This window comes from Pseudomonas sp. MWU12-2037 (assembly GCF_023242345.1).
Classification (GTDB): Bacteria; Pseudomonadota; Gammaproteobacteria; order Pseudomonadales; family Pseudomonadaceae; genus Aquipseudomonas; species Aquipseudomonas gingeri_D.
Genome location: NZ_JALLIZ010000015.1, coordinates 71,040 through 95,226 on the forward strand (window position 1 = coordinate 71,040; position 24,187 = coordinate 95,226).

Consider the following 24,187-nt stretch of genomic DNA (forward strand, 5'->3'; position numbering starts at 1 on the left):
GGCGACGCAGATGCTGGCGACTGTCGCCGATTTGTCGCCAGACGCCAGACCGGTAAATACGCGGGTTGTCGCCACTGTCGCCGCAGTCGCCAACAGGAACTGGTTAGCGAATCGGGATGACGTTTCCGCCTTTGTTTTCACGAATGGCTGTCACCGATAAATTGCCTGTCGCTGCTTTTTGGATGTGCTCGCTCCACCAGGCCATCATCGGGCGTCGGCGTTCGATGTAGTCCGCTCGGTTGTAAGTGCTCCGCACTTCGTCTTTGTCGACGTGGGCGAGGGCGACCTCGATCAGCTCAGGGTCCCATCCATGTTCGTTGAGGATGGTGCTGGCCATGGAGCGCATGCCGTGGCTGACCAGACGGTCCTGGAAGCCCATGCGTTTCAAGGCCATGTTCGCCGTTTGGCTGTTGGCGTGAGTGCGCGGATTTCTGTCTGCCGGGAATACGTATTCCCTGTGGCCGCTGTAGGGCTTGAGCGTCTCCAGTAATGCGAGTGCCTGGTCGCTCAGTGGGATGATGTGTGCCCGACGTTTTTTCATGCGTTCCGGCGGGATGGTCCAGATGCGCTTGTCGAAGTCGATATCTACCCAGCGCGTGGTCGCGGCCTCGGCAGGGCGGGTCATGGTGTGTAGCTGCCATTCGATCAGGCAGCGGGTGATCCGCTTGATACTGGCGTTGGCGATTTCCACCATGAGCTCGGGCAGCTCATCGGGTCGGAGTGCGGCCATGTTTTGTTTTTGGGGTTTCTTGAATACGGCTCGAATGCCACTGAGTGGGTTGGCAAAGATCAGTCCGCAGTTGACGCCGTAGGTCATGATTTCGTTGAGGCGTTGGGAAAGCCGCTTCACCGTCTCCAGGCTGCCTTTGGCTTCGATGGGGCGAATGAGCTTGATGATCATGGGGGCGGTGATGTCTGCGAGTGGTGTGTTTTTCAGGCTGGGGAAAATATGCAGGGTGAGTGAGCGCCAGATGTCTTCGGCGTAGGCCGGTGTGACGGAGTGTTTTTTCAGTTCGAACCAGGCAGTGGCCACTTTCTCGAATGTGTGCTCGGTTTTTGCCAGCTTGGCTTGCCTGAGCTCATCGCGGTGAGCTTTGGGGTCAATGCCTTGCGCCAGCAGTTCACGTGCCTCATGGGCTTTCTTTCTGGCGTTCGCCAACGAGAGGGCTGGGTAAGGGCCTAGCGCCATGTTGAGGTGGTTTCTGGTTACCGGCTCGCGGTAGTTGAAGTTCCATATCATCGAGCCACTGGCTCTGACCCTGAGTTGAAGGCCGTCGCCGTCAGTGAGAACGAAGTCTTTACCTGTTGCCTTGACTGCCTTGAGTTGGCGGTCTGAGAGGCGGGTTGCATGAGTAGGCATGAGAGCTACCTCTGACACCGTTTTGGTATCCCAAAAATAGCATCGGTGGGCTCGGGATACCAAATGGGATACCAAAACGACCAGCACTCAGACACCCTCTGCGGAACTCCGCAGCGCTGAAACCCTTGATTTCATTGGATTTCAGGCACAAAAAAAGACGTCCTTGGACGTCTTTAGATGTTGAAGTGGTGGAGCCGGGGGGATTTGAACCCCCGTCCGCCAGTACTCCGCTGTCGGTACTACATGCGTAGCCGTGTCTATTAAGTTAACCCGCAGCGACCCGACGGGCAGGGTGCTTTGGGCGAGTTGTGTAAGTTTTAGCCGCTTCGTCCACAACGTACTGCACGGCGATTCTGTTCTATATGACAATCATTTTGGGTTTACAGACATCCCCTGATGATTGCTGGCACCGAAGTAGCCAGGAGGAAGGCTAGCGCCGCTTACGCAGCGAGAGCTTGTTCCCCGTAATGGTCGTCATTGGCAACTATAAGTAGTTGCAACAGTGGATTTACGAGTTCTGTTACCAACTCGGCATGCACCTAGAGTTTCGCGACCGGCGTCGAATCCTAAACGGCCCCGTGCCTGCTGTACGTAACCAGCAGGCATGCACAGTGTACGCCAATCTGGCTCGCAAGGCCATCCCGATGCGGGCCAGGTTTACGGGGCGCTTTTCGGGCTGCTCTGGATTTCCTGGAGCGTCCGGTCGGCGATGGCGATGCACTCCCTGGCGCCGTCAAGGGTGTTTTTATCCCCGGCGGCCCTGGCTTGCTGGATGTTGGTGTCGAAGTTGGCCTGCTGATTGGGGGCCAACTGGGTCCTGGCAGTGTCGAGCGCCTGCAGTTTGATCGCGCAAAGATCCTTCTCCGCCGAGGCAAACGCAGGCGCGGCCAGGACGCAAGCGCTGACGAACAGACCCAGCAGCACAGAACGATTCATGCATGACTCCTTGAACTGAGTAGCCCGACGTCATCGGCCATCAGCACAGACTGTCGAGTAGGGGAGGAAGTCCCGCTTTCGCGAGACTTGGTCTATAGACTGCCGCCGGCAGCCAAGGTTCTGTTTCTATCCGTGCGCCGACTTGGCCCGGGTCACCCGATCCACCAGGTACACCAGCCCGTGGTAGTCGATCCCGCCATGCTGGCTCAGGCCGATCTCGCAGGTGCGGCTGGTGGAGATGCCTTCTTCGCAATACTGCACGGCGTCCTTCAAGGTCCGCAGCGAGTGGGCATTGAGCTCCGGGGTGGTGAAACCCTTGTCGCCGGCAAAACCACAGCAGTGAATGCCTTCCGGAATCACCACGTTATGGCTGCAACGCCGCGCCAGGTCGATCAGCGCCTGGCTCTCGCCCAGGTGCTGGGTGCTGCAGGTTACGTGCACCGCAATCGGCGCGTCCTGCGGTGTGAATTCCAGTCGCTCTACTAAATGTGTGCGGATGAAGCGCACCGGGTCGTAGAGGTCGAGGCGGGTGTCGCCCAGGTCTTGCACCAGACGCAAGGTGCACGGGCTGGTGTCGCAATAGATCGGGTCGAGGCCGCCTCGGCTGGCGTGCAGCAGCGCGCCAATCAACTCCTGGCGCTTGTGCTCGGCCTGTTCGACGTAGCCCTTGGAAGCAAACGGCTGGCCGCAGCAGAGCTGGTCGGTGTTGTCCGGGAACACCACCTGGTAACCGGCTTTTTCCAGCAGGCCACGGGTCTTGTCCAGCAGCGACATTTGCTCCTTGTCACCCGCCGCCGGGCCCATTACCCGTGACACGCAGGCAGCCAGATAGACCACCCGTGGTCGCTCGTCGCTGACCGCCGGGCTGAAGCGCACCGCCCGCTCCGGCTGCGGCATGGCGCTGGTCCATTGCGGCACGCGGCCCTTGGACAGACGCGTCAGGCTCGACGACAGCTTCGCCAGGCGCGGTGCCCCGAGCAGCAGGCGTGCGCCGTTGGCGACATGCAGGGTAAAGCGCGCCCCTTGCAAGACCGTGGCGAAATGGGTGCCGAGCCAGTCGGCGGCTTTTCCGTGTGTGGCGTGCTCGCCCCGCAGCTTCTTCACCAGTTCACCGGTGTTGATGCCCACCGGGCAACGTTGCGCACAGAGTCCGGTCGCGGCGCAGGTGTCGATGCCCTGGTACTGATAGGCCGCCTCCAGTTCCGTGGTGTCCACCCCGGCGCGTTTTTTTGCCTGGATATCCCGCCAGATCACGATCCGCTGGCGTGGGCTCAAGGTCAGTCCCTTCGACGGGCAGACCGGTTCGCAGAAACCGCACTCGATGCACTTGTCGACGATCTCATCGGCGGCAGGCAACGGCTTGAGGTGCTTGAGGTGAATCTGCGGGTCGTCGCTGAGCACCACGTCCGGGTTGAGAATGCCCTGGGGATCGAGCAGGCGTTTGATGGCCCACATCAACTGGTAGGCGTCGCGGCCCCATTCCAGTTCGACAAAGGGCGCCATATTGCGTCCGGTGCCGTGCTCGGCCTTGAGCGAACCGCCGAATTCGACGGCAACAAGGTGCGCGACGTCGTCCATAAATGCCTGGTAGCGGGACACCTCGGCGGCGCTGTTGAAGCCCTGGGTAAAGACGAAGTGCAGGTTGCCTTCCAGGGCATGGCCGAACAGGATCGCCTCGTCGTAGTGGTGCTTGTCGAACAGGGCGATCAGGCGGTTGACGCCGATGGCCAGTTGTTCGACCGGGAAGGTCACGTCCTCGATGATCACCGTGGTACCGGTCTTGCGCACGGCGCCGACGGCGGGAAAGGTGTCCTTGCGGATCGCCCAGAGCCGGGCGTTTTCGGTCGGGTCTTCGGTGAAGTCGACCTGTTTTTCCACCGGGAACGACGCCAGCGATGTCATGATCTGCCGCAGTTGTTCCTGCAACAGCGACGAGGACGCGGCTCGGGATTCGATCAGCAGGGCGCAGGCGCCGTCGGACAGTTCGCGCACGAACGCCGGCATGCCCGGTTTGTCCTGTACCGAGCGCATGCTGCGGCGATCGAGCAGTTCCACGGCGGACACCGGCTGGCTTTTCAGCACGGTGACGGCGGTGCAGCAGGTCTCCACATCGGGGAAGACGATCAGCGCCGAGGCCTTGTTCGGGTGGTCGATCACCGTGTCGTAGGTCACTGCGCTGATAAACCCGAGGGTGCCTTCGGAGCCCACCAGCAGGTGGCTGAGAATTTCCAGAGGCTCGTCGAAGTCCACCAGGGCGTTGAGGGACAGGCCGGTGGTGTTTTTCAGCCGGTACTTGTGCCGGATCTTGGCGGCCAGTTCGCTGTTGGCGCGGGTTTCCCGGGCCAGCACCGAAAGTTGATGGAGCAGCGGGCCATGGCTCTGGCGAAAGGCCTCGACGCTGGCCGCATCCTCGGTGTCCAGGCGACTGCCGTCGGCCAGGATCAGGCGCATCCCGGCCAGGGTGTGATAGGTGTTCTGCGCGGTGCCGCAGCACATGCCGCTGGCATTGTTGGCGACGATGCCGCCGATCTTGCAGGCGTTGATCGAGGCCGGGTCCGGGCCGATCTTGCGCCCGAACGGCGCCAGCCAGGCGTTGGCCTGGGCGCCGATCACGCCGGGTTGCAGGCGGATCTGTGTACCTTGATCGCGAATCTCCCGACCGTTCCAATGGTCGCCGAGCACGATCAGCACCGAGTCGCTGATGGCCTGGCCCGACAGACTGGTGCCGGCGGCGCGAAAGGTCACCGGCACCTGGTCGCGGCTCGCCAGCTTGAGCAGGGTCACCACTTCATCTTCGGATTCGACGCGGATCACCAGCTTGGGGATCAGTCGATAGAAGCTGGCATCGGTGCCGAAGGCCAGGGTCGAGAGCGGGTCGTCGAAACGGCGCTCGCGGGGGATCAGGCGTTCGACCGCGTGGAGGAACGGGTGGGGCAGGCTCATGCAAACTCCTCACGGGGTCGCGGCGTCTGGTGCGCGACGTGCCCCGTTCAATCAGGCGGTGATTCGTTTGGGCGCGCTGTTCAGGCGCCCAGTTCACGAACCAGCGAATCACGGTTGATCTCGCTGATGGACTTGGCGCCGGTGAGCACCATCGCCACGCGCATTTCCTTCTCGAACAGGTCCAGCAGATTCTTCACGCCGGCTTCACCGGCGACGGCGAGTGCGTAGAGGAACGCGCGGCCGATCAGTACGGTGTCCGCGCCCAGGGCGATCATGCGCACCACGTCCAGGCCGCTGCGGATGCCGGAGTCGGCGAGGATCTTCAGGTCGCCTTTCACCGCATCGGCGATGGCCGGCAGGGCGCGGGCGCTGGACAGCACGCCGTCGAGCTGACGACCGCCATGGTTGGAGACCACGATGCCGTCGGCACCGAACTTCACCGCGTCCCTGGCATCCTGCGGATCGAGAATACCCTTGATGACCATCGGCCCTTCCCAGAACTCGCGGATCCACTCCAGGTCCTTCCAGGAAATCGACGGGTCGAAGTTGTTGCCCAGCCAGCCGATGTAGTCGCCCAGGCCGGTCGGGTTACCGCGATACTTCGAGATATTGCCCAAGTCGTGGGGCTTGCCCATCAGGCCCACGTCCCAGGCCCACTGCGGGTGAGTCATGGCTTGCCAGACCCGCCGCAGCGGCGCGTTCGGGCCGCTCATCCCGGAGTGCGCATCACGGTAGCGGGCGCCGGGCACCGGCATGTCCACGGTAAAGACCAGGGTGGTGACACCCGCTGCCTTGGCGCGCTCCAGGGCATTGCGCATAAAACCGCGGTCCTTGAGTACGTACAGCTGGAACCACATGGGGCGACTGATGGCCGGGGCCACTTCCTCGATCGGACAGACCGACACGGTCGACATCGTAAAGGGAATGCCCTTGGCCGCCGCCGCGCGGGCCGCCTGAACCTCGCCGCGACGGGCATACATGCCGGTCAGGCCGACGGGTGCCAGGGCCACCGGCATGCTCAAGGTTTCATTGAACAGCCGGGTTTCCAGGCTCAGCTCGGACATGTTCTTCAGCACGCGCTGACGCAGGGCGATGTTCGCCAGGTCCTCGACGTTATGACGCAGGGTGTGTTCGGCGTAGGCGCCGCCGTCTGCATAGTGGAACAGGAACGGCGGCAGCTTGCGTTGGGCCGCTGCGCGGTAATCGGTAGAGGCGGAAATAATCATGGGGGCTCGCAGCCTTGGTTGAAAGGGAACGGTTGCCGGGGGCTTCGACAGGCCCCCGGCCCTTGTCACTTTAGTGCACCAGCATGCCGGTGAAGATATAGGCCTGGGCCAGGGTGATCAGCCCGACAATGGTGGCGAAGAACAGGCTGTGCTTGAGGGTGAAGCGGAACAGATCCGACTCCTTGCCCACCAGGCCGGTGGCGGCGCAGGCCACGGCGATCGATTGCGGGGAGATCATCTTGCCGGTTACACCGCCGCTGGTATTGGCCGCCACCAGCAGGGTGTCGCTGACGCCGATCTGGTGTCCGGTGGTGGCCTGCAGGGAGCTGAACAGGGCGTTGGACGAGGTGTCGGAACCGGTGAGGAACACCCCCAGCCAGCCGAGGAACGGCGAGAAGAACGGGAACGCGGCGCCGGTCGCGGCCAGGACCAGGGCCATGGTCGAGGACATGCCCGAGTAGTTGGTGACGAAGGCGAAGGCCAACACCATGCCGATGGACAGGATCGGCCAGCGCAGTTCGTACAGGGTTTCTTTAAAAGTGGTCAGACCAGTTTTGATATCGATTTTCAGGATCAGCATCGACACCAGGGCGGAGAAGAAAATCGCCGTGCCGGTGGCCGCGATCGGGTCGAGCTTGAAGATCGCTGCAATCGGGGTGGGCGCCGCGACGATCGGCGCGGTCTTGATCACCAGTTGGTCGAGGTGCGGGATGGCAAAGCTGAACACCGTGCCGTACATCGCGCCGCCAGTGGCGAACAACGCCTTGAACGACTTCAGGGTCCAGATCGTCACCAGTACGGTGAGGATCAGGAACGGCGACCAGGCCTTGAAGATCTGGCCCAGGCTGTAGGGCGAGGCGAGGCTGCTGCGCGGCTGGCCGAAACCGCCGGCGCTGGCGGTGCTCAACACACCCGCGGCGGCACCGGCGATCTGCGCGCCGGCGGTGCGCTTGGGTTGCCAGATTTTCAGGAACAAGGTCAGGGAGACCAGGCTGACCAGCGCCGAGGTGATGTCCGGCAGTTCCGGGCCGATGAAGTTCGAGGTGAAGAACTGGGTCACGGCAAAGCTCAGGCCGGCCACCAGGGCCGCCGGCCAGGTTTCCCGCACGCCGCGCAGGCCGTCCATCATGAACACCAGCCAGAACGGCACGAACAACGACAGCAGCGGCAGTTGGCGACCGGCCATGGCGCCGATCTTGAACGCGTCGATGCCAGTGACCTGGCCCGCAACGATGATCGGGATACCGAGGGCGCCGAAGGCCACCGGTGCGGTGTTGGCGATCAGGCACAGGCCGGCGGCATAGAGCGGGTTGAAGCCCAGGCCGACCAGTAGGGCGGCGGTGATCGCCACCGGGGCGCCGAAGCCGGCGGCACCTTCCAGGAAGGCGCCGAAGCAGAAGCCGATCAGCAGCACTTGCAGGCGCTGGTCATCGGTAATCGACAGCACCGAACTGCGGATGATTTCGAACTGGCCGCTCTTGACCGTCAATTTGTAGAGGAACACCGCCGCCACGATGATCCAGGCAATGGGCCACAGGCCATAGGCAAATCCGTAGCCGGCGGCGGCGAGCGCCATGTCGACCGGCATCTTGAAGGCGAAGATCGCCACCAGGATCGACAACGCGAGGGTAATGCTGCCCGCCACATGACCCTTGAGGCGAAACACCGCCAGGGCCAGGAAGAAGAACACGATGGGAATCACGGCCGCGAGAGCGGACAGGCCGAGGCTGCCGAGAGGGCTGTAGAGCTGTTGCCAGGTTTGCATAGTGGGGTGGCCCCTAATTGTTGTTGGTCAGGCACTGATGGGGATTTGGATAATTGGTAATACCAATTTACAATCGCCGGACGCTAGGTTAAAAGCCTTGTTAGGGATGTGTCAATTTGCCGCCCTGAAACTTTCGTCTGATAGGTGGTCGGCGAGAGGGCTGAGCAGGTGATTTATGTCGTGTCTGGCAGGTGCTGGTCGTGCCTCGATAGGCCAGAATAGGCAGTCCCGGCAAGGGTTCGGGATCGTGAGGAGTGAGTGATGGGGTTTGATCAGGTTCGTCAGCGCCGTTTGTCTGACGATATTGTCCAGCGGCTGGAGGAGATGATCCTCGAGGGCACGCTCAAGGCCGGTGAGCGGCTGCCGGCCGAGCGCGCGCTGGCCGAGCAGTTCGGTGTCTCACGGCCGTCGCTGCGCGAGGCAATCCAGAAGCTGGTGGCCAAGGGGTTGCTGGTCAGTCGCCAGGGCGGTGGCAATTACGTGGTGGAGTCGCTGGGTTCGACCTTCAGCGATCCGTTGCTGCACCTGCTGGAAAGCAATCCGGAGGCCCAGCGTGACCTGCTGGAGTTTCGTCATACCCTGGAGGCGTCTTGCGCGTATTACGCGGCATTGCGGGCGACCGAGGCGGATCGGGAGCGCCTGCGGGTGGCCTTTGAGCATTTGCAGAGTTGCTATGGGCGTGCGGACGAGGTGAGCCGGGCGGAGGAGGGCGCGGCAGACGCGAGTTTTCACCTGGCGATTGCCGAGGCGAGTCATAACGCGGTGTTGCTGCATACCATCCGCGGCTTGTTCGATCTGCTCAAGCGCAATGTGGTGACCAACATTGGCGGCATGTACAAGCAGCGCAGCGAAACCCGGGACATGCTGATCAACCAGCACCGCGAGCTGTACCTGGCGATTATCGAAGGGCGTGCCGAAGACGCGCGCGAAGTGTCCAGCCGGCATATTCTGTATGTGCAGGAGGTGCTGGAGGAAGTGCGCCAGGAAGTGCAGCGGGTGGCGCGGGCGGAGCGGCGCAAGGGGTTGTAAGCGTGGCGAGGGGTTGCCCCCCCTCGCCACGGGCTCAGTCTTCCTTGCCCTTGTTGCGCACCGCGCGCTGCAAGTCCCGGTTGGCATCGCGCTCGCGCTCGGTATCGCGCTTGTCGTATTCCTTCTTGCCCTTGCCCAGGGCGATCTCGCACTTGACCAGGTGCTTGCTCCAATACAGCGACAGGCAGACACAGGCATGGCCTTTCTGCTGCACGGCCGCATGGATCTTTTCCAGCTCGCGCTGGTTGAGCAGCAGCTTGCGCGTGCGCGTCGGGTCGGCAATGACGTGGGTGCTGGCGGTCGTCAACGGTGTGAAGTGGCTGCCGAACAGCCAGGCCTCACCGTTCTTGAGCAGCACATAACTGTCGACCAGTTGTGCCTTGCCTGCACGCAGACTCTTTACTTCCCAGCCGGCCAGGACCAGACCAGCCTCGAACCGTTGTTCGACGAAGTAATCGTGGCGCGCCTTTTTATTTTGCGCGATGGTCCCTGTGGGGTGCTTCTTCTGTTTAGCCATAGGGGCGGCATTATAGGGAGTTGCGCGTCACTCGGCTACGGTGAAGCTGCGTGCTTGAGCGCGTAGGATGAATCCCGGACAATGCGCGCACTTTTGTTTGCCGCCCAGCTGTGGAATCAACGCTGACATGACGACCCATATTCAACGTTCGGCCTTGCTGCCTTACCCGGCACAGGCGCTTTATGACCTGGTGAACGACGTGGCGCGTTACCCGGAGTTCCTGCCGTGGTGCTCGACGGCCCAGGTGCTGGAAAGCTCGGAGGTGCACATGCGTGCCACGCTGGGGGTAGCCAAGGCGGGCTTGAGCCAGCATTTCGTCACCCGCAATACGCTGCTGCCGGGGCACTCGATTGAAATGAACCTGGAAGAGGGGCCGTTCACTCAGTTGCACGGTGTCTGGGTGTTCAAGCCCCTGGGGGAGAAAGCCTGCAAGATCAGCCTGGACATGACCTTCGATTACGCTGGGCCCCTCGTGCGGGCAACCCTGGGGCCGTTGTTCAATCAGGCGGCCAATACCCTGGTGGATGCCTTCTGTCAGCGGGCCAAGCAACTCCATGGTTGAGCCCATGATCGCGATAGAGGTGGTTTACGCCGATATCGGGCGTCAGTGCCTGCAGGCGGTTTCAGTGCCGGCGGGAGCGACGTTGCGGGCGGCGGTGCGCCTGTCGGGGATCGCCGAGCAGTTTCCCGGGCTGGATATAGCAAGCTGTCCGCTGGGGATTTTCGGCAAGGCGATCGCCGATGCCGATAGCCGCACGGTGGAGGAGGGCGATCGCATCGAAATCTATCGTCCCTTGCTGGCCGATCCCAAGGAAGTCCGGCGCCTGCGTGCGGAAAAAGCGGCCAAGGCCAAGGCGCAAAACCTGTAGCCAAAAAAAAGCCCGGACATGCCGGGCTTTTTTTTGTACCGCCGTTTTACTGCGGCGTGGTGTCCAGCGGTTGCGGCGTCGGAACCGGTACGGCTTTTACGCCGTCGACATCCTTCTGGATCTGGTCCAGCAGCGAACCCGGCTTGACCGGCTTCTCAGGTTGCGGCTTCTCGGCATTCTGCGCCGGAGCGTTCACTTGTGTGCCGTCCTTGCCCAGGATCGCTTCGTCACGGCTTACGCCGGGCTTGAAGTCGCCGGACAGGCTGGCGAGTTGATCATTGGCATTGAAGATCAGGCTGACACGCTCCTGTTGGCGTTCACCGCCGCCGGGCTGCAGGCTATACAGGTAATCCCAGCGATTGGGGTGGAATGTGTCGACCAACAGAGGGTTGCCCATGATAAACCTTACTTGCTTGCGGGTCATTCCCGGGCGCAACTGGTCTATCATGTCCTGCGTGACGACATTGCCCTGTTGGATGTCGATTTTGTAAACCCCGGGGAATGAACAACCGGCGAGTGCGAGCAGTCCCACTAAGGTAAAACTGGTTAGCAACAGCTTGGTGTTTTGCATCGGTGGGCGACTTCCACTATCTTGGCTGGGACAACGTAAACCCCGATCATACCCGTATTAAGAGAAGCTGCGAAGCAGCATCGCGAGAAAGCTGACCATGGTTGAAAATAGCGAACTACGTAAAGCCGGCTTAAAAGTGACTCTGCCACGGGTCAAGATTCTGCAAATGCTTGATTCCGCCGAGCAGCGTCACATGAGCGCCGAGGATGTCTACAAGGCGCTGATGGAAGCGGGCGAGGATGTTGGCCTGGCAACGGTCTACCGTGTACTGACCCAGTTCGAAGCGGCCGGGTTGGTGGTTCGCCACAATTTCGATGGCGGCCATGCGGTCTTCGAGCTGGCGGACGGCGGGCACCACGATCATATGGTCAACGTGGATACCAGCGAGGTGATCGAATTCACCAGCCCGGAAATCGAGAAGCTGCAGAAGGCTATCGCCGAAGAGCACGATTTCGAGCTGGTGGACCACAATCTGGTGCTGTACGTACGTAAAAAGAAAAAATAAGTCTGTCGCGGATACCGGTTCGCGAAGCGAACAAAGGCGACCCTAGGGTCGCCTTTGTGTTTTTTGTTGCCGGATTTTTCCGGGTGTCGATATCCGGACTCAGGCTTTGGCCGTGATCACCATCTTTTTCGCGTGGGCCAGGGACTCCTTGGTCAGGTCGATGCCCCCGAGCATGCGCGCGACTTCTTCGATCCGTTCAGCCTTGCTCAGTTTCGAGACTGCCGTACGGGTGGCATCGCTGCCGCGCATCTTGTGCACAAATAGATGGTGGTGCCCTTGCGCCGCTACTTGGGGCAGGTGCGTGACGGTCAGTACCTGCCCGCGTTCGCCGAGGCGGCGCAGCAGTTGGCCGACGATCTCGGCGGTCGGGCCGCCGATACCCACGTCCACTTCGTCGAACACCAGGGTCGGGATGCGCGAGGTCTGTGCGGTGATGACCTGGATCGCCAGGCTGATCCGTGACAGCTCGCCCCCCGAGGCCACCTTGGCCAGGGCCTTGAGCGGCTGACCGGGGTTGGCGCTGACCAGCAATTCGACCAGTTCAAGGCCATAAGGCAGCGGCTCGTTGCTGGTGTTGGCGTGCAGTTCGATGCTGAAGCGCCCTCCGGGCATGCCCAGGCGCTGGATTTCCTGTTCCACGGCATTGGCGAGGCCGGTCGCCGCTTGATGACGTAGATCACTAAGTTCCCGTGCCCGTTCCTGATAGTGTCGGGCATAAGCCGCGAGTTCTTCGGTGAGGCGCTCGATGGCTTCGTCATTGGCATTGAGGGTTTCGATTTCATCCAGCAGCTTTTGCTGGAGGGTCGCTACCTCCGTTGGCTGGATGCGGTGCTTGCGCGCCAGGGTGTAGATCGCGTCCAGGCGCTCCTCCAGCTGTTGCAACCGGGCCGGGTCGGCGTCGAAGTGGTCGAGGAAGCGGTTCAGTTCGCCGACGGCTTCCTCGACCTGGATCTGCGCGCTGGCCAGCAGGTTGGTGGCTTCGCCCAGTGAGCCGGAGCCGTTGCTGACGCTGGACAGGCGATTGAGGCTTGCGGTCAGGGCATTGAGCACATTGCCCGAGTCGCTTTCGCTGCACTGTTCCACCACTTGGCGGCAGATGCCGAGCAGGGTTTCGGCGTTGGTCAGGTTCTTGTGTTCCTGCTCCAGGTCCCCCAGCTCGTTTTCCCCCAGGCCGAGGTTCTCGAGTTCTTCGAGCTGGTAGCTGAGCAGTTGGTGGCGGGCGCGCTGTTCGTCGCCGGAATTGGAGAGGCGCTCCAGTTCCTGGCGGGTCTGGCGCCAGCGCTGGGCGGCAAGCTGTACCTGGCGGGCGAGGTCGGTGGCGCCGGCGTATTCGTCGAGCAGTCGGCGATGGGTGTCGGTTTTCAGCAGGGACTGGTGTTCGTGCTGGCTGTGGATGTCGATCAGCAGTTCGCCGAGGGCCTTGAGGTCGCCCTGGGGGCACGGCGAGCCGTTGATATAGCCGCGCGAGCGACCTTCGGCGGTAATGACCCGGCGCAGGATGCACGGACCGTCGTTGTCGAGGTCGCGTTCGGCGAGCCAGGCCCGGGCCTCGGGGATGTCCTCGAGGTCGAAGGTAGCGAGGATATCGGCCTTGTCCGCGCCGGGCCGGACCACGCCGCTGTCGGCGCGATCGCCCAGGGTCAGCCCGAGGGCGTCGAGCATGATCGACTTGCCGGCGCCGGTTTCGCCAGTGATTACGCTCATCCCGCGATCCAGTTCCAGATCGAGATGTTCGACGATTGCGTAGTTATGTACGGACAGGTGCACCAGCATGAAGGCCGCTCCCAGGCTTTAGGTCTGGTTATTTATACAGTGTTTTGATTTGCGCTGACAATGCTTGCTCTTAGTTCGATTGGCTTGAATGTCGGGGTTTCTTAGCGCGATCTGTAACCGCGCGCGGATGGACCGGGGTGCGATTGCCGTACTGGCGGCCCTTGAACCTGGAAATTGCGACCCCATATATCGGGGCAGAAGCGCGAGTCGAGCTCGCAGACGATATTGAAAGGAGGTTTTTTATGGCTGACGAACAGACTCTGGATTCGCAAAATCAGGAAGCCGGCTCGGCCGCACAGGCTCAGGGCGACGATCTGGCTACCCGCGTCCAGGTGCTCGAAGAGCAACTGGCAGCGGCGCAGGATCAAGGGTTGCGTGTCGCGGCCGACCTGCAGAACATCCGCCGGCGTGCCGAGCAGGATGTGGAAAAGGCGCACAAATTCGCCCTGGAGAAGTTTGCCGGCGACCTGCTGCCGATCATCGACAGCCTGGAGCGCGGCCTGGACCTGTCCAACCCGGACGATGAAAACATCCGGCCGATGCGCGAAGGCATCGAGCTGACCCTGAAGATGTTCCAGGACACCCTCAAGCGTTATCAGCTGGAAGCCATCGACCCCCACGGCGAGCCCTTCAACGCCTCCCTGCACCAGGCCATGGCCATGCAGGAAAGCGCCGAGGTCGAGCCCAACAGCGTGCTGAAGGTGTTCCAGAAAGGCTATCAGCTGCACGGTCGCCTGCTGCGCCCGGCGATGGTTGTGGTCAGCAAGGCGGTGGCGCCGGTTTCGCCGACGATCGACGAGCAGGCTTGAAATCGGCTGCAAGGCCCCCCATCTACAAGTCAAGCGTTTAAGTGCTACCACAGTTGGCCATAACCGCTGCGGTAAAAAAAATCAAAGTTTCGGGAGAGTGAAATGGGCAAAATTATCGGTATCGACCTGGGGACTACCAACTCCTGCGTCTCCATTCTTGAGAACGGCAAGGCCAAAGTGATCGAAAACGCCGAGGGTGCGCGCACCACGCCGTCGATCATTGCCTACGCCAACGATGGCGAAATCCTGGTTGGCCAGTCGGCCAAGCGCCAGGCGGTGACCAATCCGCATAACACCCTGTACGCGGTGAAGCGTCTGATCGGTCGCAAGTTCGACGAAGAAGTCGTTCAGAAAGACATCAAGATGGTCCCTTACAAAATCGCCAAGGCTGACAACGGCGACGCTTGGGTTGAAGTGAACGGCCAGAAAATGGCGCCGCCGCAGATCTCGGCTGAAATCCTGAAGAAGATGAAGAAAACCGCCGAAGACTACCTCGGCGAGACTGTGACCGAAGCGGTCATCACCGTTCCGGCCTACTTCAACGACAGCCAGCGCCAGGCCACCAAGGACGCCGGTCGTATCGCCGGTCTGGACGTCAAGCGCATCATCAACGAACCGACCGCGGCTGCTCTGGCCTACGGTATGGACAAGGCCAAGGGCGACCACACCGTCATCGTTTATGACCTGGGTGGCGGTACCTTCGACGTGTCCGTGATCGAAATCGCCGAAGTCGATGGCGAGCATCAGTTCGAAGTGTTGGCCACCAACGGTGACACCTTCCTCGGTGGTGAAGACTTTGACATTCGTCTGATCGACTACCTCGTCGACGAATTCAAGAAAGAAAGCGGCATGAACCTCAAAGGTGACCCGCTGGCCATGCAGCGCCTGAAAGAAGCTGCTGAAAAAGCCAAGATCGAGCTGTCCTCGGCTCAGTCGACCGACGTCAACCTGCCGTACATCACCGCAGATGCCACCGGTCCCAAGCACTTGAACGTGAAAATCTCCCGCGCCAAGCTGGAAGCGCTGGTGGAAGACCTGGTTCAGCGCACCATCGAACCTTGCCGCATTGCGCTGAAAGACGCCGGTATCGACGTCGCCAAGATCAACGACGTGATCCTGGTCGGTGGTCAGACCCGTATGCCGCTGGTGCAGAAGCTGGTAACCGACTTCTTCGGTAAAGAAGCCCGTAAAGACGTCAACCCGGACGAAGCCGTTGCCATGGGTGCAGCTATCCAGGGTGCCGTTCTGGCCGGTGACGTGAAGGACGTTCTGCTGCTCGACGTCAGCCCGCTGACCCTGGGTATCGAAACCATGGGTGGCGTGATGACCGCGCTGATCGAGAAAAACACCACGATTCCTACCAAGAAATCGCAAGTGTTCTCGACTGCCGACGACAACCAGGGCGCCGTGACCATCCATGTCCTGCAGGGTGAGCGTAAGCAAGCCACGCAGAACAAGTCCCTGGGCAAGTTCGACCTGGCCGAGATTCCACCAGCGCCACGTGGCGTGCCACAGATCGAAGTGACTTTCGACATCGACGCCAACGGCATCCTGCACGTCGGCGCGAAGGACAAGGCCACCGGCAAAGAGCAGAAGATCACCATCAAGGCCAACTCCGGCCTGTCGGATGAAGAAATCCAGCAGATGATTCGTGATGCCGAGCTCAATGCCGAAGAAGACCGCAAGTTCGAAGAGCTGGCCAGTGCCCGCAACCAGGGTGATGCCCTGGTGCATTCGACGCGCAAGATGGTTGCTGACGCCGGTGACAAGGTGACCGCCGAAGAGAAAACCGCGATCGAAGCGGCTGTGGTTGCCCTGGAAGCCGCTGTCAAAGGCGACGACAAGGCCGCTATCGAAGCCAAGGTCGAGGAACTGTCCAAGGTCTCCGCGCCTGTGGCCCAGAAGATGTACGCCGAACAGGGCGCCAAGCCTGAAGCCGGTGCACAACCTGCCCAGGAAGAAGCGCACCACAAGGATGACGTCGTCGACGCTGAGTTCGAAGAAGTCAAAGAACACAAGTAACCACTTGTAGGTCAACCGGTTGACTGCCCTTGAGCGGTGACTGGTAGGATGTCGCCGCGCGGGAGCTTGCTCCCGCGTTGGCGTGTCTGGAATAGACGAATTTTTACAGCATGCGACAGCGTTCGGGTGCTGGTGGTAGGGGCGGGACTGTTCCGGTCGGTTGTCCCGAACATCCTCAAGAGTGCAAAGAATCATGGCAAAGCGTGACTATTACGAGGTTTTGGGGGTCGAGCGTGGCTCCAGCGAGGCGGACCTGAAAAAAGCGTACCGCCGCCTCGCGATGAAACATCACCCGGACCGTAATCCGGATGACAAGGCGTCGGAAGAGCTGTTCAAGGAGGCCAACGAGGCCTACGAAGTACTGTCCGATTCCAGCAAGCGTGCGGCCTACGACCAGTACGGCCATGCGGGCGTCGACCCGAGCATGGGTGGCGGCGGTGCCGGTTTCGGCGGGCAGAATTTCTCCGATATCTTCGGTGATGTATTCAGCGATTTCTTTGGTGGCGGTCGCGGCGGTTCCCGTGGTGGCGCACAGCGCGGCAGTGATCTGCGCTACACCCTGGAACTGAATCTGGAAGAAGCGGTACGCGGTACCACCGTCAATATCCGCGTTCCGACGCTGGTCAATTGCAAGCCGTGCGACGGTTCCGGGGCCAAGAAAGGTTCCGCGCCGATCACTTGCCCGACCTGTGGCGGTATCGGTCAGGTGCGCATGCAGCAAGGCTTCTTCTCGGTGCAGCAAACCTGCCCGCGTTGCCATGGCCAGGGCAAGATCATTTCCGATCCGTGCGATTCCTGCCATGGTCAGGGCCGCGTGGAAGAGTACAAGACCCTGTCGGTGAAAGTGCCGTCGGGCGTCGATACCGGTGACCGTATTCGCCTGTCCGGCGAAGGCGAGGCGGGTACCCAGGGTGGTCCGACCGGCGATCTGTATGTCGTGATCAATGTCCGCGAGCACGATATTTTCCAGCGCGACGGCAAGCATCTGTTCTGCGAGGTGCCGATCAGCTTCGTCGACGCGGCCCTGGGCGGCGAGCTGGAAGTGCCGACCCTGGACGGTCGCGTCAAGTTGAAGATTCCGGAAGGGACCCAGACCGGCAAGCAGTTCCGTCTGCGCGGCAAGGGCGTTGCGCCCGTGCGTGGTGGCGGTGCGGGTGACCTGATGTGCCGTGTGGCCGTCGAGACCCCGGTGAACCTGAGCCGTCGCCAGCGTGAGTTGCTTGAAGAGTTCCGCTCCTCCCTGGACGGTGACAGCTCTCATTCGCCCAAGGCCAGCGGTTGGTTCGAAGGCATGAAGCGTTTCTTCGGCGACCTGTAAGGAGCGAGGCATGCGACGCATAGCTGTGATGGGCGCCGCCGGGCGCATGGGCAAGATCCTGATCGAGGCGGTGCAGCAGCGCGCTCCGCTCACCGCTCTGACGGCGGCGATCGTCCGTCCCGGCAGTTCGCTGGTCGGCGCGGATGCCGGCGAGTTGGCTTCGTTGGGGCGTATCGGCGTGCCGTTGTCCGAGGGGTTGGATGCGCTGGCGGATGGGTTCGATGTGTTGATCGACTTCACGCTGCCGGAAGTGATGCTGAAAAACCTGGCGTTCTGTCGCCAGGCGGGCAAGGCCATGGTGATCGGTACCACCGGCCTGAGCGCCGAGCAGAAGCAGTTGCTGGTGGAGGCGGGCAAGGATATTCCCATCGTCTTCGCCGCCAATTTCAGTGTCGGGGTCAATCTGTCGCTGAAGTTGCTCGCGCTGACCGCTCGGGTAATGGGCGATGAAGCGGATATCGAGATTATCGAGACGCATCATCGGCACAAGGTCGATTCGCCGTCGGGAACGGCCATGCGCATGGGCGAGGTGATTGCCGATACCCTGGGCCGTGATCTGCAGAAGGTCGCGGTCTATGGTCGCGAAGGTCATGTCGGTGCGCGGGCACATGACACCATCGGTTTTGCCACGGTGCGCGGCGGTGACGTGGTCGGTGATCACACCGTGCTGTTCGCCACCGAGGGCGAGCGCCTGGAGATCACCCACAAGGCTTCGAGTCGCATGACCTTCGCCAAGGGCGCGGTGCGTGCGGCATTGTGGCTGGATGGCAAGGCGCCAGGCCTGTACGATATGCAGGATGTGCTCGAACTGCACTGACAGGTACGACACGGTACTTGACTGTGGGAGCCGGCTTGCTGGCGATGGCGTCCGTCAAGGCGCTGCAAGGCCCAAGGGCCTCATCGCCAGCAAGCCGGCTCCTACAGGATTGTGGCTTCTTCGACCTCTGTTTCACACCGCCTGGCGACGCCCTGTCGCATTCCCTGGCCTTTTCGGCTCATTAGCGGTGGATTAAAAAAGCCTTTTTCTGTAAGCTACAGCTTTAGTGTGTCCACTAAAAGCGCGCAGAATAATTCAGTGAACGAGCGGGGTGACGTGTCCATACGTCATTCCGCTTTTTTACAACCTGCGATCGCCCTTTCAGGCTTTATTTACGGGAGGTCTTCTTGACTAAGCCAGCCATACTCGCCCTTGCTGATGGCAGCATTTTTCGCGGCGAAGCCATTGGAGCCGACGGTCAGACCGTTGGTGAGGTGGTGTTCAACACCGCCATGACCGGCTATCAGGAAATCCTTACCGATCCTTCCTATGCCCAGCAAATCGTTACCCTGACCTACCCGCACATCGGCAACACCGGCACCACGCCGGAAGATGTCGAGTCCGATCGTGTCTGGTCCGCCGGCCTGGTCATTCGCGACCTGCCGCTGGTAGCGAGCAACTGGCGTAACACCATGTCGCTGTCCGATTACCTGAAGGCCAACAACGTGGTGGCCATCGCCGGTATCGACACCCGCCGCCTGACCCGCATCCTGCGGGAAAAAGGCTCGCAGAACGGCTGCATCATGGCCGGCGACAATATTTCCGAAGCCGCGGCAATTGCCGCGGCGCAAGGCTTCCCAGGCCTGAAGGGCATGGACCTGGCGAAAGTCGTCAGCACCACCGAGCAGTACGAGTGGCGCTCGACGGTCTGGGACTTGAAGACCGACAGCCATGCGACCATCGAAGCGTCCGAGCTGCCTTACCATGTCGTGGCCTATGACTACGGTATCAAGTACAACATCCTGCGCATGCTGGTCGAGCGCGGCTGCCGCGTGACGGTCGTGCCGGCGCAAACCCCGGCCAGCGATGTTCTGGCCCTGCAGCCGGACGGCGTGTTCCTGTCCAACGGCCCGGGCGATCCCGAGCCATGCGACTACGCTATCCAGGCGATCAAGGACGTGCTGGAAACCGAGATCCCGGTGTTCGGTATCTGCCTGGGTCACCAACTGCTGGCCCTGGCCTCCGGCGCCAAGACCCTGAAAATGGGTCACGGCCATCACGGTGCCAACCACCCGGTCCAGGACCTGGACACCGGCGTTGTCATGATCACCAGCCAGAACCACGGTTTTGCCGTGGATGAAGCGACCCTGCCGGGCAATGTCCGGGCGATTCACAAGTCGCTGTTCGACGGCTCCCTGCAAGGCATCGAGCGCACCGACAAGAGTGCGTTCAGCTTCCAGGGCCACCCTGAAGCCAGCCCGGGCCCGAACGACGTTGCACCGCTGTTCGATCGCTTCATCAATGAGATGGCCAAGCGCCGTTGATCGCCTGAATGCTCAGGGCGGCCCCGCGGTGCGGCGGCCCCCCGGGTCTCTTCTAGGATTGTTCAACGGCTTGCCGACTGACCTGCGGATTTGAGTGACAAACCCATGCCAAAACGTACAGACATAAAAAGCATCCTGATTCTCGGTGCCGGCCCGATCGTGATCGGCCAGGCCTGTGAATTCGACTACTCCGGCGCCCAGGCCTGCAAGGCCCTGCGCGAAGAGGGTTACCGCGTCATCCTGGTGAACTCCAACCCGGCCACCATCATGACCGACCCGGCCATGGCCGACGCCACCTACATCGAACCGATCAAGTGGCAGACCGTGGCCAAGATCATCGAGAAGGAGCGTCCGGACGCCCTGCTGCCGACCATGGGTGGCCAGACCGCCCTGAACTGCGCCCTGGACCTGGAGCGCGAAGGCGTGCTCGAGAAGTTCGGCGTGGAAATGATCGGTGCCAACGCCGACACTATCGACAAGGCCGAAGACCGTTCGCGTTTCGACAAGGCGATGAAATCCATCGGCCTGGACTGCCCGCGTTCCGGTATCGCCCACAGCATGGAAGAGGCCAATGCGGTCCTCGAGAAGCTCGGCTTCCCGTGCATCATCCGTCCGTCCTTCACCATGGGCGGCACCGGTGGCGGTATCGCCTACAACCGTGAAGAGTTCGAAGAAATCTGCGCCCGTGGCCTGGACCTGTCGCCGACCAAGGAACTGCTGATCGACGAGTCGCTGATCGGCTGGAAAGAGTACGAGATGGAGGTGGTCCGCGATAAAAAGGACAACTGCATCATCGTCTGCTCCATCGAGAACTTCGACCCGATGGGCGTGCACACCGGCGACTCGATCACCGTTGCTCCAGCGCAGACCCTGACCGACAAGGAATACCAGATCCTGCGTAACGCCTCCCTGGCGGTACTGCGCGAGATCGGCGTGGAAACCGGTGGTTCCAACGTTCAGTTCGGCATCTGCCCGGACACCGGCCGCATGGTCGTGATCGAGATGAACCCGCGGGTATCGCGTTCCTCGGCCCTGGCTTCGAAAGCCACCGGCTTCCCGATCGCCAAGGTCGCGGCCAAGCTGGCCGTGGGTTACACCCTGGACGAGCTGTCGAACGACATCACCGGCGGCAAGACCCCGGCGTCCTTCGAACCGTCCATCGACTACGTCGTGACCAAGCTGCCGCGCTTCGCCTTCGAGAAATTCTCGAAAGCCGACGCGCGCCTGACCACCCAGATGAAGTCGGTCGGTGAAGTCATGGCCATCGGCCGGACCTTCCAGGAATCCCTGCAGAAAGCCCTGCGCGGCCTGGAAGTGGGGGTTTGCGGCCTGGACGAGAAGCTCGACCTGAGCAACCCGGAAAGCATGAACGTGCTCAAGCGCGAGCTGACCGTGCCGGGCGCCGAGCGTATCTGGTACGTGGCCGACGCCTTCCGCGCCGGTATGACCGTCGAAGAAATCTTCGGCATGAACATGATCGATCCATGGTTCCTGGTGCAGATCGAAGATCTGATCAAGGACGAAGAGAAGGTCAAGACCCTGGGTCTGTCGGCCATCGACCGCGACCTGATGTTCCGCCTCAAGCGCAAGGGCTTCTCCGACATGCGTCTGGCCAAGCTGCTGGGCGTCACCGAGAAAAACCTGCGGACCCACCGCCACAAGCTGGAAGTGTTCCCGGTCTACAAGCGCGTCGACACCTGCGCGGCCGAGTTCGCCACCGACACCGCCTACCTCTACTCGACGTACGAAGAAGAGTGCGAGGCCGCGCCATCGGGTCGCGACAAGATCATGATCCTCGGCGGCGGTCCGAACCGTATCGGCCAGGGCATCGAGTTCGACTACTGCTGTGTACACGCGGCCCTGGCGCTGCGCGAAGACGGGTACGAGACCATCATGGTCAACTGCAACCCGGAAACCGTGTCCACCGACTACGACACCTCCGATCGCCTGTACTTCGAGCCGGTGACCCTGGAAGACGTGCTGGAAATCGTCCGTGTCGAGAAACCGAAAGGCGTGATCGTCCAGTACGGCGGCCAGACCCCGTTGAAACTGGCCCGTGCCCTGGAAGCGGCCGGCGTGCCGATCATCGGCACCAGCCCCGACGCCATCGACCGTGCCGAAGACCGTGAGCGCTTCCAGCAGATGGTCGAGCGCCTGAACCTGCGTCAGCCGCCAAACGCCACCGTGCGCAGCGAAGACGAAGCGATTCGTGCCGCCAGCAAGATCGGTTACCCGCTGGTGGTGCGTCCGTCCTACGTACTGGGCGGTCGGGCGATGGAAATCGTCTACGAAGAAGAAGAGCTCAAGCGTTACCTGCGTGATGCGGTGAAAGTCTCCAACGACAGCCCGGTGCTGCTGGACCACTTCCTCAACTGCGCCATCGAAATGGACGTGGATGCGGTCTGCGACGGCACCGACGTGGTGATCGGCGCGATCATGCAGCACATCGAGCAGGCCGGCGTTCACTCCGGTGACTCCGCGTGCTCGCTGCCGCCGTACTCGCTGCCGGCGCATATCCAGGACGAGATGCGCGACCAGGTCAAGAAAATGGCCCTGGAATTGGGCGTTGTCGGCCTGATGAACGTGCAGTTGGCCTTGCAAGGCGAAGATATCTACGTCATCGAAGTCAACCCGCGCGCCTCGCGGACCGTGCCGTTCGTCTCCAAGTGCATCGGTGTCTCCCTGGCCATGATCGCCGCCCGCGTGATGGCCGGTAAGACCCTGAAGGAACTGAACTTCACCAAGGAAATCATTCCGAACTTCTACAGCGTGAAAGAGGCGGTGTTCCCCTTCGCCAAATTCCCTGGCGTGGACCCGATCCTGGGCCCTGAGATGAAGTCCACCGGTGAAGTGATGGGCGTCGGCGACACCTTCGGCGAAGCCTTCGCCAAGGCCCAGATGGGTGCCAGCGAAGTGCTGCCGACCGGCGGTACCGCCTTTATCAGCGTGCGTGATGACGACAAGCCACTGGTTGCAGGCGTGGCCCGTGATCTGATCAACTTGGGCTTCGAAGTGGTGGCAACTGCCGGCACGGCCAAGCTGATCGAAGCGGCCGGGCTGAAAGTGCGCCGGGTCAACAAGGTGACGGAAGGTCGTCCGCACGTCGTCGACATGATCAAGAATGACGAAGTCACCCTGATCATCAACACGACCGAAGGCCGTCAGTCGATCGCTGACTCGTACTCCATTCGTCGTAACGCGCTGCAGCACAAGATCTACTGCACCACTACCATTGCTGCTGGCGAAGCCATCTGCGAAGCGCTCAAGTTCGGTCCGGAGAAGACCGTGCGTCGCTTGCAGGATCTACACGCAGGATTGAAGGCATGATCAAATACCCCATGACCGTCCAGGGCGCGAAAGCCCTGGAAGAAGAGCATGCTCACCTGACCAAGGTCGTCCGTCCGAAGCTGAGCCAGGACATCGGTACGGCCCGCGAGCTGGGTGACTTGAAGGAAAACGCCGAATACCACGCTGCTCGCGAGCAGCAGGGTATGGTCGAGGCGCGGATCCGTGACATCGAAGGTCGCATGCAGAACGCGGTGATCATCGACGTCACGACCATCCCGCACACCGGCAAGGTGATTTTTGGCACCACCGTGGAAATCGCCAACGTCGAAACCGACGAAAGCGTGGTTTACCACATCGTGGGTGAAGACGAAGCCGACTTCAAACTCGGCAAGATCTCCGTCGGCTCACCGCTGGCCCGCGCCTTGATTGCCAAGGAAGAGGGTGACGTGGTGGCTGTCAAAACGCCGAGTGGCGTTATCGAGTACGAGATTGTTGAAGTCCGCCACATCTGAACGCCGGCGCCCGCTACGTGCGGGCGCCATGCTCTGGCAGCTGACCCAGATGCTCTGGGTCGGCGGCCTGTGGCTGCTGCACATCGGCTTGTTGCCGGTGTTGACGAAAATCGGCCTGGCAGCGCTGCTGATCGACGAGATCAATAGCCTGCTGGGCTCTTTATTGATAGGGTTTGCCACGGTGTGTGTGATCGTGCAGACCCTGGTGTTGCTCCAGGCCGAAGGCCGGGCAAGCCTCTGGCGCGATACGCGCGGGCAATTGCTGCTGATGTCGCTGTATGCGTGCGGGATGTATTTCGCGGTGCGTACCTGGCTGCCGGATGCATTGCGCTGGCAGTTGTTCAGTTACCTGGTGCTCGGCCTTTGCGGCCTGGTGCTGGTGCTGCAACCGGTGCCGGGCGAGAGTGGCAGGGTACGCACGGCGTACCCTTGACCCGTCTACG

The 24,187-nt window shown here is 61.5% G+C and carries 20 protein-coding genes and 1 other RNA gene; 12 read left to right on the forward strand and 9 right to left on the reverse strand.

The window, feature by feature from the left end; genetic code table 11:
- Nucleotides 1-103: 103 nt before the first annotated feature.
- From M5B42_RS23530 to M5B42_RS23555, 6 genes are all read right to left on the reverse strand, one after another.
- Nucleotides 104-1,360, reverse strand: coding sequence for an integrase domain-containing protein (locus M5B42_RS23530; protein ID WP_248747189.1), 1,257 nt, complete (start codon nt 1,358-1,360; stop codon nt 104-106).
- Between the two features lie 186 nt (nt 1,361-1,546).
- Nucleotides 1,547-1,938: a transfer-messenger RNA gene (gene ssrA, locus M5B42_RS23535) on the reverse strand.
- Between the two features lie 79 nt (nt 1,939-2,017).
- On the reverse strand, nt 2,018-2,296 hold the full coding sequence (locus M5B42_RS23540; RefSeq protein WP_152737636.1) for a hypothetical protein: 279 nt from the start codon (nt 2,294-2,296) through the stop codon (nt 2,018-2,020).
- Nucleotides 2,297-2,422: 126 nt separating this feature from the next.
- Entirely contained in the window at nt 2,423-5,239 is a 2,817-nt protein-coding gene (locus M5B42_RS23545) for an FAD-binding and (Fe-S)-binding domain-containing protein (RefSeq protein ID WP_248747190.1), read from the reverse strand.
- A gap of 80 nt (nt 5,240-5,319) precedes the next feature.
- On the reverse strand, nt 5,320-6,465 hold the full coding sequence (gene lldD, locus M5B42_RS23550) for an FMN-dependent L-lactate dehydrogenase LldD (protein WP_103494950.1): 1,146 nt from the start codon (nt 6,463-6,465) through the stop codon (nt 5,320-5,322).
- 70 nt (nt 6,466-6,535) lie between these two features.
- Nucleotides 6,536-8,230 carry a lactate permease LctP family transporter gene (locus M5B42_RS23555; protein WP_103494949.1) on the reverse strand — a complete coding sequence of 565 codons (1,695 nt, stop codon included), beginning with the start codon at nt 8,228-8,230 and terminating at the stop codon, nt 6,536-6,538.
- Between the two features lie 261 nt (nt 8,231-8,491).
- Between M5B42_RS23555 and M5B42_RS23560 the strand changes: the two genes are divergently transcribed.
- Nucleotides 8,492-9,259, forward strand: a complete 768-nt coding sequence (locus tag M5B42_RS23560; RefSeq protein WP_152737633.1) for a GntR family transcriptional regulator — start codon at nt 8,492-8,494, stop codon at nt 9,257-9,259.
- Between the two features lie 34 nt (nt 9,260-9,293).
- Here the strand turns inward: M5B42_RS23560 and smpB are convergent, their stop codons facing one another.
- Nucleotides 9,294-9,776: an SsrA-binding protein SmpB gene (smpB, locus tag M5B42_RS23565; protein WP_100939616.1), complete on the reverse strand. Its 483-nt coding sequence runs from the start codon at nt 9,774-9,776 to the stop codon at nt 9,294-9,296.
- A gap of 127 nt (nt 9,777-9,903) precedes the next feature.
- Between smpB and M5B42_RS23570 the strand changes: the two genes are divergently transcribed.
- Nucleotides 9,904-10,338 (forward strand): type II toxin-antitoxin system RatA family toxin, encoded by a 435-nt coding sequence (locus tag M5B42_RS23570; RefSeq protein WP_103494947.1) that lies wholly within the window; start codon nt 9,904-9,906, stop codon nt 10,336-10,338.
- On the forward strand, nt 10,331-10,645 hold the full coding sequence (locus M5B42_RS23575) for an RnfH family protein (protein WP_248747191.1): 315 nt from the start codon (nt 10,331-10,333) through the stop codon (nt 10,643-10,645). The genes M5B42_RS23570 and M5B42_RS23575 overlap by 8 nt, the downstream gene beginning before the upstream one ends.
- A gap of 46 nt (nt 10,646-10,691) precedes the next feature.
- On the opposite strand, the gene M5B42_RS23580 is transcribed toward M5B42_RS23575, so the two are convergent.
- Complete coding sequence (locus M5B42_RS23580; RefSeq protein WP_103494945.1) at nt 10,692-11,216, reverse strand: outer membrane protein assembly factor BamE; 525 nt, start codon at nt 11,214-11,216, stop codon at nt 10,692-10,694.
- A gap of 97 nt (nt 11,217-11,313) precedes the next feature.
- On the opposite strand from M5B42_RS23580, the gene fur reads away from it, so the two are divergent.
- Nucleotides 11,314-11,721 (forward strand): ferric iron uptake transcriptional regulator, encoded by a 408-nt coding sequence (gene fur / locus M5B42_RS23585; protein ID WP_103494944.1) that lies wholly within the window; start codon nt 11,314-11,316, stop codon nt 11,719-11,721.
- A gap of 99 nt (nt 11,722-11,820) precedes the next feature.
- On the opposite strand, the gene recN is transcribed toward fur, so the two are convergent.
- Nucleotides 11,821-13,494, reverse strand: a complete 1,674-nt coding sequence (gene recN, locus M5B42_RS23590) for a DNA repair protein RecN (RefSeq protein WP_103494943.1) — start codon at nt 13,492-13,494, stop codon at nt 11,821-11,823.
- Nucleotides 13,495-13,736: 242 nt separating this feature from the next.
- On the opposite strand from recN, the gene grpE reads away from it, so the two are divergent.
- From grpE to M5B42_RS23630, 8 genes are all read left to right on the forward strand, one after another.
- A complete protein-coding gene (grpE, locus tag M5B42_RS23595) occupies nt 13,737-14,303 on the forward strand; it encodes a nucleotide exchange factor GrpE (RefSeq protein WP_103494942.1) in 567 nt (188 codons plus the stop codon).
- A gap of 102 nt (nt 14,304-14,405) precedes the next feature.
- Nucleotides 14,406-16,325 carry a molecular chaperone DnaK gene (gene dnaK / locus M5B42_RS23600; RefSeq protein ID WP_103494941.1) on the forward strand — a complete coding sequence of 640 codons (1,920 nt, stop codon included), beginning with the start codon at nt 14,406-14,408 and terminating at the stop codon, nt 16,323-16,325.
- A gap of 193 nt (nt 16,326-16,518) precedes the next feature.
- On the forward strand, nt 16,519-17,643 hold the full coding sequence (gene dnaJ / locus M5B42_RS23605) for a molecular chaperone DnaJ (RefSeq protein ID WP_103494940.1): 1,125 nt from the start codon (nt 16,519-16,521) through the stop codon (nt 17,641-17,643).
- 10 nt (nt 17,644-17,653) lie between these two features.
- Nucleotides 17,654-18,460 (forward strand): 4-hydroxy-tetrahydrodipicolinate reductase, encoded by an 807-nt coding sequence (gene dapB, locus M5B42_RS23610; protein ID WP_152737631.1) that lies wholly within the window; start codon nt 17,654-17,656, stop codon nt 18,458-18,460.
- Nucleotides 18,461-18,807: 347 nt separating this feature from the next.
- A complete protein-coding gene (gene carA / locus M5B42_RS23615) occupies nt 18,808-19,944 on the forward strand; it encodes a glutamine-hydrolyzing carbamoyl-phosphate synthase small subunit (RefSeq protein ID WP_248747192.1) in 1,137 nt (378 codons plus the stop codon).
- A 105-nt stretch (nt 19,945-20,049) separates the two neighbouring features.
- The gene (gene carB / locus M5B42_RS23620; RefSeq protein WP_152737629.1) at nt 20,050-23,271 is read left to right on the forward strand and encodes a carbamoyl-phosphate synthase large subunit; all 3,222 of its coding nucleotides are present in this window, start codon (nt 20,050-20,052) and stop codon (nt 23,269-23,271) included.
- Nucleotides 23,268-23,744: a transcription elongation factor GreA gene (gene greA, locus M5B42_RS23625; protein ID WP_103494936.1), complete on the forward strand. Its 477-nt coding sequence runs from the start codon at nt 23,268-23,270 to the stop codon at nt 23,742-23,744. The genes carB and greA overlap by 4 nt, the downstream gene beginning before the upstream one ends.
- 28 nt (nt 23,745-23,772) lie before the next feature.
- On the forward strand, nt 23,773-24,177 hold the full coding sequence (locus tag M5B42_RS23630) for an MFS transporter (RefSeq protein WP_248747193.1): 405 nt from the start codon (nt 23,773-23,775) through the stop codon (nt 24,175-24,177).
- The last annotated feature ends 10 nt before the right edge of the window (nt 24,178-24,187 follow it).

Coding starts and splice junctions, on each gene's coding strand:
- M5B42_RS23530 (WP_248747189.1), bottom strand. CDS start 1,360: ATGCCTACTCATGCAACCCGCCTCTCAGACCGCCAACTCAAGGCAGTC.
- M5B42_RS23540 (WP_152737636.1), bottom strand. CDS start 2,296: ATGAATCGTTCTGTGCTGCTGGGTCTGTTCGTCAGCGCTTGCGTCCTG.
- M5B42_RS23545 (WP_248747190.1), bottom strand. CDS start 5,239: ATGAGCCTGCCCCACCCGTTCCTCCACGCGGTCGAACGCCTGATCCCC.
- lldD (WP_103494950.1), bottom strand. CDS start 6,465: ATGATTATTTCCGCCTCTACCGATTACCGCGCAGCGGCCCAACGCAAG.
- M5B42_RS23555 (WP_103494949.1), bottom strand. CDS start 8,230: ATGCAAACCTGGCAACAGCTCTACAGCCCTCTCGGCAGCCTCGGCCTG.
- M5B42_RS23560 (WP_152737633.1), top strand. CDS start 8,492: ATGGGGTTTGATCAGGTTCGTCAGCGCCGTTTGTCTGACGATATTGTC.
- smpB (WP_100939616.1), bottom strand. CDS start 9,776: ATGGCTAAACAGAAGAAGCACCCCACAGGGACCATCGCGCAAAATAAA.
- M5B42_RS23570 (WP_103494947.1), top strand. CDS start 9,904: ATGACGACCCATATTCAACGTTCGGCCTTGCTGCCTTACCCGGCACAG.
- M5B42_RS23575 (WP_248747191.1), top strand. CDS start 10,331: ATGGTTGAGCCCATGATCGCGATAGAGGTGGTTTACGCCGATATCGGG.
- M5B42_RS23580 (WP_103494945.1), bottom strand. CDS start 11,216: ATGCAAAACACCAAGCTGTTGCTAACCAGTTTTACCTTAGTGGGACTG.
- fur (WP_103494944.1), top strand. CDS start 11,314: ATGGTTGAAAATAGCGAACTACGTAAAGCCGGCTTAAAAGTGACTCTG.
- recN (WP_103494943.1), bottom strand. CDS start 13,494: ATGCTGGTGCACCTGTCCGTACATAACTACGCAATCGTCGAACATCTC.
- grpE (WP_103494942.1), top strand. CDS start 13,737: ATGGCTGACGAACAGACTCTGGATTCGCAAAATCAGGAAGCCGGCTCG.
- dnaK (WP_103494941.1), top strand. CDS start 14,406: ATGGGCAAAATTATCGGTATCGACCTGGGGACTACCAACTCCTGCGTC.
- dnaJ (WP_103494940.1), top strand. CDS start 16,519: ATGGCAAAGCGTGACTATTACGAGGTTTTGGGGGTCGAGCGTGGCTCC.
- dapB (WP_152737631.1), top strand. CDS start 17,654: ATGCGACGCATAGCTGTGATGGGCGCCGCCGGGCGCATGGGCAAGATC.
- carB (WP_152737629.1), top strand. CDS start 20,050: ATGCCAAAACGTACAGACATAAAAAGCATCCTGATTCTCGGTGCCGGC.
- greA (WP_103494936.1), top strand. CDS start 23,268: ATGATCAAATACCCCATGACCGTCCAGGGCGCGAAAGCCCTGGAAGAA.
- M5B42_RS23630 (WP_248747193.1), top strand. CDS start 23,773: ATGCTCTGGCAGCTGACCCAGATGCTCTGGGTCGGCGGCCTGTGGCTG.